This is a genomic window from Burkholderia sp. Leaf177 (assembly GCF_001424345.1).
GTDB lineage: Bacteria > Pseudomonadota > Gammaproteobacteria > Burkholderiales > Burkholderiaceae > Caballeronia.
This window is the reverse complement of the sequence record NZ_LMPF01000001.1, coordinates 739,294-751,409: the sequence shown is the minus strand read 5'-3', so window position 1 is coordinate 751,409 and position 12,116 is coordinate 739,294. Positions and strand designations below refer to the sequence as shown.

11 protein-coding genes are annotated in these 12,116 nt (G+C 59.9%); 7 read left to right on the top strand and 4 right to left on the bottom strand.

The window, feature by feature from the left end; translation table 11 throughout:
* Positions 1–140 precede the first annotated feature (140 nt).
* From dapC to cls, 6 genes are all read left to right on the top strand, one after another.
* Positions 141–1,352, top strand: a complete 1,212-nt coding sequence (gene dapC / locus ASG35_RS03425; RefSeq protein WP_056352684.1) for a succinyldiaminopimelate transaminase — start codon at positions 141–143, stop codon at positions 1,350–1,352.
* 39 nt (positions 1,353–1,391) lie between these two features.
* Positions 1,392–2,219 carry a 2,3,4,5-tetrahydropyridine-2,6-dicarboxylate N-succinyltransferase gene (dapD, locus tag ASG35_RS03420; protein ID WP_056352682.1) on the top strand — a complete coding sequence of 276 codons (828 nt, stop codon included), beginning with the start codon at positions 1,392–1,394 and terminating at the stop codon, positions 2,217–2,219.
* A gap of 3 nt (positions 2,220–2,222) precedes the next feature.
* Positions 2,223–2,585, top strand: coding sequence for an ArsC family reductase (locus ASG35_RS03415; protein WP_056352680.1), 363 nt, complete (start codon positions 2,223–2,225; stop codon positions 2,583–2,585).
* 90 nt (positions 2,586–2,675) lie between these two features.
* The gene (gene dapE, locus ASG35_RS03410; RefSeq protein ID WP_056352677.1) at positions 2,676–3,815 is read left to right on the top strand and encodes a succinyl-diaminopimelate desuccinylase; all 1,140 of its coding nucleotides are present in this window, start codon (positions 2,676–2,678) and stop codon (positions 3,813–3,815) included.
* A 27-nt stretch (positions 3,816–3,842) separates the two neighbouring features.
* Positions 3,843–4,727 (top strand): 50S ribosomal protein L3 N(5)-glutamine methyltransferase, encoded by an 885-nt coding sequence (gene prmB / locus ASG35_RS03405; RefSeq protein WP_056352675.1) that lies wholly within the window; start codon positions 3,843–3,845, stop codon positions 4,725–4,727.
* 33 nt (positions 4,728–4,760) lie between these two features.
* Complete coding sequence (cls, locus tag ASG35_RS03400; protein ID WP_200945678.1) at positions 4,761–6,224, top strand: cardiolipin synthase; 1,464 nt, start codon at positions 4,761–4,763, stop codon at positions 6,222–6,224.
* A 20-nt stretch (positions 6,225–6,244) separates the two neighbouring features.
* On the opposite strand, the gene ASG35_RS03395 is transcribed toward cls, so the two are convergent.
* Positions 6,245–6,724 carry a glutathione peroxidase gene (locus tag ASG35_RS03395; RefSeq protein WP_056352960.1) on the bottom strand — a complete coding sequence of 160 codons (480 nt, stop codon included), beginning with the start codon at positions 6,722–6,724 and terminating at the stop codon, positions 6,245–6,247.
* A gap of 156 nt (positions 6,725–6,880) precedes the next feature.
* Here ASG35_RS03395 and ASG35_RS03390 point away from each other — a divergent pair, with 156 nt between their 5' ends.
* Positions 6,881–8,815 (top strand): ATP-binding cassette domain-containing protein, encoded by a 1,935-nt coding sequence (locus ASG35_RS03390; RefSeq protein WP_056352674.1) that lies wholly within the window; start codon positions 6,881–6,883, stop codon positions 8,813–8,815.
* Positions 8,816–8,836: 21 nt separating this feature from the next.
* Here ASG35_RS03390 and ASG35_RS03385 read toward each other — a convergent pair whose 3' ends face one another.
* The 3 genes from ASG35_RS03385 to alr all read right to left on the bottom strand — a co-directional run bounded on the left by ASG35_RS03385 (position 8,837) and on the right by alr (position 11,759).
* Positions 8,837–9,148, bottom strand: coding sequence for a DUF2866 domain-containing protein (locus tag ASG35_RS03385; protein ID WP_156392974.1), 312 nt, complete (start codon positions 9,146–9,148; stop codon positions 8,837–8,839).
* Positions 9,149–9,242: 94 nt separating this feature from the next.
* Positions 9,243–10,631, bottom strand: coding sequence for a DNA repair protein RadA (gene radA, locus ASG35_RS03380; RefSeq protein ID WP_056352672.1), 1,389 nt, complete (start codon positions 10,629–10,631; stop codon positions 9,243–9,245).
* A gap of 57 nt (positions 10,632–10,688) precedes the next feature.
* Positions 10,689–11,759 (bottom strand): alanine racemase, encoded by a 1,071-nt coding sequence (gene alr / locus ASG35_RS03375; protein ID WP_056352670.1) that lies wholly within the window; start codon positions 11,757–11,759, stop codon positions 10,689–10,691.
* Positions 11,760–12,116 lie beyond the last annotated feature (357 nt).

The following is a 12,116-nucleotide window of genomic DNA, read 5'->3' as shown; positions in this document are numbered from 1 at the left end:
AGCAGGCGTTTTTCTAGTCCGAATGGCCCCATCATTGAAGTTCCACGGCCGCCGGCAAAGCGCCCCGAGATATAATCGCAACCTTATTGTTTCACTGTCAGCCACGCCCTGAGGCATGAAACCGAGGCACGAACCAAGCCGTGAATTCACTTCTCCAGAAACTTCAGCCGTATCCTTTCGAAAAGCTGCGCGCGCTGTTTAAAGGCGTCACGCCACGCGAAGAATTCACGCCAATCAGCTTTGGCATCGGTGAGCCGAAACACGCCACGCCCGCGCTGATCCGCGAAGCCGTGGTCAATGCAATGGCAGGCCTTGCGTCGTATCCCGCCACCGCCGGGAGCGAACCGTTGCGCCAGGCCATTGCGGACTGGACGCAGCAACGTTATTTGCTTCCCGCCGTTAATGCCTCAACGGAAGTCCTGCCGGTTTCGGGTTCGCGCGAAGCCCTGTTTTCGCTCGCCCAGACTGTAATCGATAGTCGCGCCGCCGCCGAGCCCCCCATTGTGGTGTGCCCGAATCCGTTCTATCAGATCTACGAAGGCGCAGCCTTGCTTGCGGGCGCAGAGCCGTACTTCGTGAATAGCGACCCGGCACGCAACTTCGCCTGCGACTACTCGGCCGTGCCCGACGCAATCTGGGCGCGCACGCAGCTGCTTTTCGTCTGCTCGCCGGGTAACCCGACGGGCGCCGTGCTCACGCTCGAAGACTGGCGCGAGTTGTTTGCGTTATCGGACCGTCACGGGTTCGTGATCGCGTCCGACGAATGCTATTCCGAGATCTATTTCAACGAAGCCGCGCCGCCGCTCGGCGGCTTGGAAGCGTCGCACCAACTTGGACGCGGTTTCGAGCGGCTGGTGATGCTGTCGAGTTTGTCGAAGCGCTCGAATGTGCCCGGCATGCGCTCGGGTTTTGTCGCTGGCGACGCGTCCATCCTCAAGCAGTTCCTGCTTTATCGTACGTATCATGGCGCGGCGCTCTCGCCCATGTTCCAGGCCGCAAGCGTTGTTGCATGGAAAGACGAGGCGCACGTTCGTGAAAACCGCGCGCTGTACCTTAAGAAATTCACCACGGTCACGCCCATGCTCGCGGAGGTCCTGGATGTGCGCCTGCCGGACGCGGCGTTCTACCTTTGGGCGAACGTGGCGCGCACCGGACTCTCGGACACCGAGTTCGCCGGCCGCCTTTACGCCGACTATAATGTGACCGTTTTGCCGGGCTCGTTCCTGGCGCGCGATGCCCACGGCTCGAATCCCGGCAGCGGTTTTATCCGCATAGCGCTGGTCGCGGATGTCGGCGAATGCGTGGAAGGCGCTCAGCGAATCGTGGATTTCTGCCGCTCGCTGGGTCGCTAAATCCCTCCTTAATCTCAGCACTCACTTCAAGTCACGACCATGTCGCAACAACTTCAGCAGATCATCGATACCGCCTGGGACAACCGCGCCGAGCTGTCGCCGAAAGCGGCGCCCGCCGACGTGCGCGAGGCCGTCGCTCACGCGATCGAGCAGCTCGACAAAGGCGCGCTGCGCGTCGCCGAAAAACAGAACGGCGAATGGGTGGTCAATCAATGGCTGAAGAAAGCAGTGCTGCTGTCGTTCCGCCTTGAAGACAATGCGCCCATGCCCGCCGGCGGTTACAGTCAGTTCTACGACAAGGTGCCGTCGAAGTTCGCCAACTACACCGCCGAAGATTTCGCGGCCGGCGGTTTTCGTGTCGTGCCGCCTGCCATCGCGCGCCGCGGTTCGTTCATTGCGAAGAACGTGGTCTTGATGCCGTCGTACACGAACATTGGTGCCTATGTGGATGAAGGCACGATGGTCGATACCTGGGCCACGGTCGGTTCATGCGCGCAAATTGGCAAGAACGTGCATTTGTCAGGCGGCGTGGGCATTGGCGGCGTGCTGGAACCGCTGCAGGCGAACCCGGTGATCATTGAAGACAATTGCTTTATCGGCGCGCGTTCGGAAGTGGTCGAAGGTGTGATCGTCGAAGAAAATTCGGTGATTTCCATGGGCGTGTATCTCGGCCAGAGCACGAAGATTTATGACCGTGAAACGGGCTCGGTGACCTACGGTCGCATTCCGGCAGGTTCCGTGGTCGTGGCGGGCAATCTGCCTTCGAAGGACGGTTCGCACAGCCTGTATTGCGCGGTGATTGTGAAGAAGGTTGACGCAAAGACGCGCGCCAAGGTGGGCTTGAACGAGTTGCTGCGAGGCGATTGATCCATGGCCGCGAAAAAGATCGTCGTATATGGGATTCCAAATTGCGACACCGTGAAAAAAGCACGCGTGTGGCTGGAAGAACATGACGTGCCGTTCGAATTCCACGACTTCAAGAAGGCCGGAGTGTCCACGGCGTTGTTGCAGGACTGGTTGAAGGACGTCACGCTCGACGAACTGATCAACCGTCGCGGCACAACGTGGCGCGGCTTGTCGGATACGTATAAGGACGAGGCGGGTTCTACTGTCGGCGCGATTGCTTTGATGATCCATAAGCCGTCGATCATCAAGCGGCCCGTGCTGGTTGTGAACGGCCGCGTGAAGTCGCTGGGTTTCGACGCCGTGAAGTACGAAACGCTGTTCGCCTGAACGTTCGAAGATCCTTACACGCGTTGTTACGCAAACCTTGATTCCTGCCGGCCGCCGCGCCGGCATTTTTATTGAAAGTGGCTCGAATCCATGTCCGGCACTCTTCTTCTATCCGAACAACTCATCGCGCGTCCGTCCGTCACGCCCGACGATCAACATTGCCAGAACGTGCTGATCGAACGTTTATCGGCGATCGGTTTCGAGTGTGAAACCATCGCTTCGGGCGGCGTTACGAATTTGTGGGCAGTCAAGCGCGGCACGGACGGTACGGACGGCAAGTTGCTGGCGTTCGCCGGCCATACGGACGTGGTGCCTACCGGCCCGCTGGAACAATGGACATCGCCGCCGTTCGAACCGACGCACCGCCACGGCAAGCTTTACGGGCGCGGCGCGGCGGACATGAAGACGTCCATAGCGGCATTTGTGGTGTCGAGCGAAGAGTTCGTCGCGACGCATCCATCGCATCGCGGTTCGATCGCGTTTCTGATCACCAGCGATGAAGAAGGTCCGGCGACCGACGGAACCGTAAAGGTTATCGAAGCCCTGAAGGCGCGCGGCGAGCGACTTGACTACTGCATCGTCGGCGAACCCACGTCCAGCGCCACGCTCGGCGATATGGTCAAAAACGGCCGCCGTGGCTCGATGTCAGGCAAGCTGACCGTGAAGGGCGTGCAAGGTCACATTGCGTATCCGCATCTCGCGAAAAACCCGATCCATCTGCTCGCGCCGGCGCTTGCTGAACTCGTCCAGACGCATTGGGACGACGGCAACGAATATTTCCCACCGACCACGTGGCAGGTTTCCAACCTGCACAGCGGCACGGGCGCGACAAATGTGATTCCAGGTCACATCGAGTTGATGTTCAATTTCCGCTTTTCCACGGCGAGCACGGTAGAAGGTTTGCAAAGCCGCGTCCATGCGATCCTCGACAAACACGCGCTCGACTACGACCTCGCCTGGAGCGTCAGCGGCCTGCCGTTCCTTACGCCGCGCGGCACGTTGTCGAACGCACTGGAACAGGCCATTCTCGACGAAACCGGCGTACGCACCGAACTGTCGACCACCGGCGGCACGTCGGATGGCCGCTTTATCGCGCAAATTTGCGAGCAAGTGGTCGAATTCGGACCGCCGAACGGCAGCATTCACAAGATCGACGAGCACGTTGAAATAGAGTTCATCGACCCGTTGAAAAACGTCTATCGGCGCGTGCTCGAAACGCTGCTCGCCTGATCCAAACCAATTTTAAAGGAGCCTGCGATGGCGCTGCCCTTCACCACCGTCCGCGATCTGCTGCGCTTTGCCGTTTCGCGATTCACCGAGGCGAAGTTGTCGTTCGGTCACGGTTCATCGAACGCATTCGATGAAGCCGCGTACCTCGTCCTGCACACTTTGCATCTGCCGCTCGACACGCTCGACCCGTTCCTCGACGCACGCCTGCTCGACACCGAAATCGACGCCATCATGAAAGTGATCGAGCGGCGCGCAAAAGACCGCGTGCCCGCTGCGTACATCACGAACGAAGCATGGATGCACGGGCATCGCTTCTACGTGGATGAACGCGTGATCGTGCCGCGTTCGTTCATTGGCGAGTTGTTGCAGGACGGCCTGCAGCCGTACGTGCAGGACCCCGACGAAGTCTCGCGCGTGCTCGAACTTTGCACGGGCTCGGGTTGCCTCGCCATTCTCGCGGCACAGGCGTTCCAGAACGCGGATATCGATGCCGTCGACATCTCCGCGCCCGCGCTGGAAGTTGCCCATCAGAACGTGGACGACTACGACCTGGACTCGCGTATTGCGTTGTACGAAGGCGACCTGTTCGCGCCGCTGCCCGGCGGCCGTTACGAGGTCATCATCACGAACCCGCCATACGTCAACGCACTCGCCATGCAGTCGTTGCCGGCCGAATACAGGCACGAGCCCGAACTGGCGCTCGCCGGCGGTGCGGACGGCATGGATATCGTGAAGCGGATCGTCGGCGAAGCGCGCAAATGGCTTACCGAGGACGGCGTTCTCGTGGTCGAGATCGGCAATGAACGTGCGAATGTGGAAGCGACGTTAGGCGGCCTGGACATGGTCTGGCTCTCTACCAGCGCCGGTGACGACAACGTCTTCCTGATTCAAGCGGCAGACCTGCCGGCTTAAACGCGAACGTACGACTACAGGCCAACCGCGTACATGCATATCGAATGGCAGGACTGGCTGCATCTCGGCACGTTTGTCATCATTGCCCATTTGCTGGGCGTGGTGGCGGCGAGCCATGCCGTGCTCAATACACGCACGTCGCAGGGCGCGGTGGCGTGGGCCGTATCGCTCGTTGCCATGCCCTACTTCACGCTGATTCCGTATCTGTTTCTCGGGCGCAGCAAGTTCGCCGGGTATATAGATGCGCGTCGGCTAGAGAACGAAATCCTGCGTAAGAGCGCGCATCCAACGGAATGGAATTTTCCCGATGAAGCCGCCCGCCTGCGTGGCGTTGCTCCCGGCGATCCGGCCGAGTATCTCGGGCATCCCACCATTCGCGCGCTGACGCGTTTGAGCGGCATGCCGTTTTTGCGCGGCAATTCGGTACGTGTGCTGATCAACGGCACCGCGACGTTCGATGCGATTTTCGAGGCCATCGAAAAAGCAAAAACCTATGTGATCGTGCAGTTTTTCATCGTGCGCGCCGACGAACTCGGGCTGAAGCTAAAAGACTTGCTGATCAAGAAGGCGCAAGAAGGCGTGCGCGTTTATTTTCTCTACGACAGCATCGGCAGCTTCGATCTGCCTCATCGCTATGTCAACGCGCTTCGTGCGGGCGGCGTGCAAACGCATCCGTTCGCGACCAAGCGCAAATTCGTCAATCGCTTCCAGATCAATTTCCGTAATCACAGAAAGATCGTCGTGGTGGACGGTGAATGCGCGTTTGTCGGCGGGCATAACGTCGGCGTGGAATATCTCGGTGGAAATCCGCGCTTGTCGCCGTGGCGCGATACACATATTGAAGTCCGCGGGCCGGCGGTCGCGAGCATTCAGTTCGTGTTCATAGAAGACTGGTATTGGGCGACGCAGCGCATTCCGGAAGTCGAGGCGTCGAAGGTCTCCGATCAAGACATGAGTTGCCTCGTGCTCGCGAGCGGGCCGGCCGACAGGCAGGAGACGTGTTCGCTGTTTTTTGTCGAAGCCATCAACGCGGCGCGTTCGCGGATCTGGATCACGACCCCCTATCTCATCCCCGATGAAGCCGTGTTCTCCGCATTGCGCCTTGCCGTGCTGCGTGGCGTGGACGTACGCATCCTGATTCCAAGCCGGCGCGATCATCGCGTCGTGTTCGCCGCGTCAAAGCTTTATGCCTACGATGCATTGCTCGCTGGCGTGCGGATCTTCCGTTACAAGCCGGGCTTCCTGCACCAGAAAGTGGTACTGGTCGACGACATGTCGGCGGCTATTGGCAGCGCAAATCTGGACAACCGCTCGTTTCGCCTCAACTTCGAAATCATGGTGTTAACGGTGGACCAAAGTTTCGCCGCCGAAGTCGAAAAGATGTTGCTCGAAGACTTCGAACAATCGTGGGAAATCAGCCGCGACGATTACCTCGGCGCGCCCCCGCTGCGGCGCATGGCCATGCACGTCGCGCGGCTGTTTTCACCAATCCTTTGAAGCGGAAAACACCGCTGCTTCTAAAGCAGTTTTTCGATATCGCCAGACAACGCATCTGGCTTCGTCACCGAACCAAACCGGTTGATCACGTTGCCTTCCTTGTCGACGAGAAACTTGGTGAAGTTCCATTTGATGCCTTCGGTGCCGAGCACGCCCGGCGCTTCCTCGGTCAGATAGCGAAACAACGGATGCGCGTTGGCGCCGTTCACATCAACTTTGGCAAACATGGGAAACGTGACGCCAAATTTCTTCTCGCAGAAGGCGCCGATTTGCGCCGCGTCGCCCGGTTCCTGCTTGCCGAACTGATTGCACGGGAAACCGAGCACCGCGAAACCGCGGTCCTTATACCGGTCGTAAAGCTCTTGCAGACCCTTGTATTGCGGCGTGAATCCACACTCGCTGGCGGTATTCACAATCAACAGCACCTTGCCCTGATATTGCTCCAGGCTGGCAGTATCGCCGCCCAGGGTTTCCGCCGAAAACGAGTAGATGGGGTTCATTCGTTGCTCCGCTTGAAAAAAAACCAGTCTAAGCGAAACGCCGGTCAAAGAACATTCGGCCGGATCGCCAATTGCTTGCACAACTGAATGAGCGCGCGGCGAGTTGCAGCAGCAGTCTAAAATAGCGTTTTCCCGTACTCGCCTGGGTCTCACGCCGTGATTCGCTTCAATCAGTTCAGCCTTGCCCGCGGCACGAAACCGCTCTTCGAACAGACCACGTTCGCGCTCAATCCTGGCGAAAAAGCGGGGCTCGTGGGCGCAAACGGTGCGGGCAAGTCCACGCTCTTCTCCGTGCTGCGGGGCGATTTGCATGCGGACGGCGGAGATTTTTCGATGCCGCCGTCATGGCAGATCGCGCACGTAGCCCAGGAAACGCCGGCGGTCGACCGGACCGCGCTCGAATACACGCTCGACGGTGACACGCAGCTGCGCAGCATCGAGGCGCGGATTGCAGCGGCATCCGCCGCTCACGATGGCGCCGCCGAAGCGGAGGCGCACGCCGCCTTTGCCGATGCCGACGGTTACACCGCGCCCGCCCGCGCCGAAACGCTGCTGATTGGCCTGGGTTTCACGCTCGCGCAGACCAAAGAGCCGGTCGCGAGCTTTTCGGGCGGCTGGCGCATGCGCCTGAACCTGGCTCAGGCGCTGATGTGCCGCTCGGACCTGCTCCTGCTCGACGAACCCACGAACCACCTGGATCTCGACGCCATCATCTGGCTGGAAGACTGGCTGCATCGATACCCGGGAACGCTGATCGTGATTTCGCACGATCGCGAATTTCTCGATTCCGTGTGCAATGTCACGCTGCATCTCGAAAACCGGCAGATCAAGCGTTACGGGGGAAATTACAGTCAATTCGAGATTCTTCGCGCGCAGCAGATGGCGTTGCAGCAAAGCGCGTACGAGAAACAGCAAAAGACCGTGGAGCATTTGCAGAGCTTCATCAACCGATTCAAGGCGCAGGCGACCAAGGCGAAGCAGGCGCAAAGCCGCGTTAAAGCGCTCGAACGCATGGAAATCATCGCGCCGGCCCACGCTTCGTCCCCTTTCACGTTCGAATTCCGCACGCCCGACTCCGCGCCCAACCCCATGATGGTGATGGAAGGCGTGCGCTGCGGATATCGCACGGAGGCGGGCGAGGTGCCGATTGTAGAAGGCGTTACGCTGTCCATTCAGAACGGCCAACGCATCGGATTGCTCGGCGCGAACGGCCAGGGCAAATCCACGCTGATCAAGACGCTTGCCGGCACGCTGGAAGCGCTGAGTGGAAATGTGCGCGAAGGAAAAGGCTTGCGGATCGGCTATTTCGCACAGCATCAGCTCGAAACGCTCCGCCCTGGCGATTCCGCGCTCGAGCACGTCGCTCGGCTCGCGCCCGATACGCGCGAGCAGGAACTACGTGACTTTCTCGGCGGATTCAATTTCTCCGGCGAGATGGCAACGGCGAAGATTGCGCCATTCTCTGGCGGAGAAAAGGCACGGCTGGCTCTTGCGCTGATCATCTGGCAAAAGCCGAATCTTCTCCTGCTCGATGAACCGACCAATCACCTGGACCTCGAAACGCGTCACGCCCTGACCATGGCGTTGGCGCAGTTCGAAGGCACGCTGATTCTGGTCTCGCACGACCGCCACTTGCTGCGCGCCACCACGGACACGTTCATGCTGGTCGCAAAGCACCGCCTGCAACCCTTCGATGGCGACCTCGACGATTATCGCGACTGGCTGCTTCAGCACGCGGCCGAACAGCGCGCAGCGGCCAAGGAAGCTGGAGGCGCAAGCACGGACGACGCGCTCGATTCCGGGCAAAACCGCAAGGAACAGCGCAGGCTGGAAGCGCAAGAGCGACAGAAACTTTCGCACTTGAAGAAACCGCTGCAGTCGCGGATTTCGAAGATCGAGAAGGAAATGGACAAGCTGAATGCGGAAAAGGCGCAACTCGATGCATTCGTAGCCGATTCCGCCAGCTACGAACCGTCAATGAAAAGCAGGCTCACCGAGTCGATTCGCCGTCAGGCCGACGTGAATGGACAACTCGAGGCGCTCGAAGCGCAGTGGCTCGAAGCGCATGAAGAGCTGGAACAGATCGGCTGATCGGCTGATTGCAGATCCTGACTACCGGCGTGGCAAAGTCTGCCGCGGCATGCGTTCGTCGTCGTGAAGCATGTGTTTGCGGCCCTTCACGTGACAGCGGATTGTTGCTACGACTTCGTCCTCAGTCACGTTTTCCGCCACCACGCGGCGCGATATCTGTCCTTCCGCATCGATCCATTCTACGATCCGGCAGCCGCCGCCCCAGGGTTGCGGGATGGGTGCTGACACGCGGCAGCCGCGCAGATGAAATGATGGGGCTGACGAAGTTTGATTTACGTGTTTCAAGGCGTCGTCCTTTTCCGCTCGTATCGGGGTTTGTCGCGATAGAAGCATAGAAAACCAACGCGTTACTTGGGTTACAGCAGACGCACGGTTTTTTACGCCACATTACGAAAGGGTCCGATCGCGATCGCCGACTTTGCGCAAATCAATCGAAGGTGCGCGCCCGGTCGATTGCCTCTTCAATCCGGTCCACCGCGATCACTTCCAGTCCGTCGATAGGTTGCTTCGGCGCATTCGCCTTCGGAATCAGCGCGACGGAAAAGCCAAGCTTCGCCGCTTCCTTCAGCCGATCCTGACCGCGCGGCGAGGGCCGGATTTCTCCTGCCAACCCGACTTCGCCGAACACGATCAGCCCTTTGGGCAGCGGTTTGTTCCGCAGCGATGATTGAATAGCCAGCAGCACGGCCAGATCCGCAGCCGGCTCCGTGATCTTGACGCCACCAACGGCGTTCAGAAACACATCCTGATCGAAACAGGCGATGCCCGCGTGCCGGTGTAACACCGCCAGCAACAGCGCCAGCCGGTTCTGCTCCAGGCCGACCGCGAGACGGCGCGGGTTCGGAACATGCGCTGTATCCACCAGCGCCTGCACTTCCACCAGCAATGGCCGCGATCCCTCTTGCGTGACGAGCACGCAAGATCCCGGCACGCTCTGCTCATGCTGCGATAAAAACAGCGCCGATGGATTCGCCACGCCGCGCAAACCGCGCTCGGTCATGGCGAACACGCCGAGTTCGTTGACCGCGCCAAAGCGGTTCTTGAACGCGCGTACGAGCCGGAACGACGAATGGGTATCGCCTTCAAAATACAGCACGGTATCCACGATATGTTCCAGCACCCGCGGCCCCGCGAGATTCCCTTCTTTAGTCACGTGACCGACCATGATGATGGCCGTCCCCGTTTGCTTCGCGATCCGCGTAAGCTGCGCCGCGCACTCGCGCACTTGCGCAACCGATCCCGGCGCGGAGGTCAGCGCTTCGGAATAAACAGTCTGGATGGAGTCGATGACCGCCACTTCCGGCCGTTCGGCATCGATGGTTGCCTGGATCCGCTCGAGCTGGATTTCCGCGAGCAAGCGCAAATCCGGCGCGGCGTTTCCCGAATCTCCGAGCAAGCCGAGGCGCTGGGCGCGCAACGCAATCTGCGCACCGGACTCTTCGCCGCTGATATAAAGCGCGGGCCGTTCGCGGGCAATCTCCGCGAGCGATTGCAGCAACAAGGTGGACTTCCCGATTCCCGGATCGCCGCCGATCAACACCACGCCGCCCGCGACAAGGCCGCCGCCCAGCACGCGATCAAACTCGCCGATACCCGTGGAGAATCGCGGCACATCCGACGCTTCGATTTCCGACAAACGCTGCACGGGCGATGTCTTCGCCAACGCCTGGAAGCGATGCGCGGAGGGCGACTCCGCTACCGACTCCACCAACGTATTCCACGCCCCGCATGCCGGGCACTGGCCTTGCCATTTCGGCGCCTGGCCGCCGCATTCGGTGCATACGTACAACGTTTTAACCTTCGCTACTTTCGCCACTCGACTTCCCGGGTTTGATCGTTACAGATACAAATACAGCCACAAATAAAACTACGTTTATTCCGCGCGCATGGGTACGCGCTGGGCGACCGCGCACATCAACTCGTAGCCGACCGTGCCGCACGCGGCGGCAACGTCGTCTATAGGAAGCTTCGCGCCCCACAACTCGACATGCGTTCCGATGCCCGCCGTGGGCACCGGCGTCAGGTCCACGGTAATCATGTCCATGGAAACACGCCCGACAATCCGTGTTAAAACGCCATCGACGATGATAGGCGTGCCTTCCGGCGCGCATCGAGGATAACCGTCGGCATATCCGGCCGCCACTACGCCAATGCGCATAGGCGAAATGGCCGAAAACGACGAACCGTAGCCCACCGTTTGCCCCGCGGCCACGTTTTGCACGGCGATCACTTCGGACGCGAACGTCATGGCCGGCCGCAAGCCGATGTTCGCCACATCCTCGGTCTTCCCCGATGGCGACGCGCCATATAGCATGATGCCCGGGCGCACCCAGTCGAAATGCGCCTCCGGGTGCCACAGCGTGGCCGCCGAGTTCGCCAGGCTCCGCGTGCCGGCAATACCTTCGGCGCCGCGCTCGAACGCCTCCATTTGATGTTCAATGCCGCGTGGACCGTCGGCATCGGAGAAATGGGTCATCAGCGTGATCTGTCCAATCCCCTGCACCGCCCGCGCCCGTTCCCACGCCGCGCGAAAGCGCTCGGGCGCGTAACCGAGGCGATTCATGCCGGTATTCATCTTCAGCTGGATATTCACCGGTTTCGACAAGCGTGCCATTTCCAGCATGCGCAATTGTTCTTCGCAATGAACGCCGGTCGTGAGGCTGTATCGATCGATCACATCAATGTCTGTCGGGCGGAAAAAGCCTTCCAGCAGAAGAATTGGACCCGCCCAGCCCAGTTCACGCAACTTCACGGCTTCCTCGAGGTCCAGAAGACCGAAACCATCGGTTGCGCGCAATCCAGGGAACGCTCGCGCCAATCCGTGGCCATAAGCATTGGCCTTGACGACGGCCCATATCTTGGCTTTCGGAGCTTGGCGCCGTGCGATGGCTAGATTGCTGGCGAGTGCGGCGGTGTGAACGGTGGCGGATAAGGGGCGCGGCATGGAAGGTTCTATTTGATGAACGGGGAATTCCGAGAGAGCTGGCCGTCCTGTTGGACGGTGCATTTGCAAGGTCGGCGCGGCGGCAGCGGATTGCGCTCTGAATGCGCTGGCGTGGTCTTGAACTGCCGCGCTGCAGCGGGACGGGAGAACTCGTACAGAAGACCCGCCGACACTCCGATGAACTTGAGACCGCGAACCCGGCACGAAATTCGAAAAGAACACATGTTTCGAATCAATACTTTATCGTCACCCTGGTGCGAGTTGACGTTGCGGCACGAATGTCACATGAGCGCCAGGTGACTGTCATGGAGGTTACTGCTAGTCAGAATGCGCCTATTTTCGTGTTATAAAGCCGTG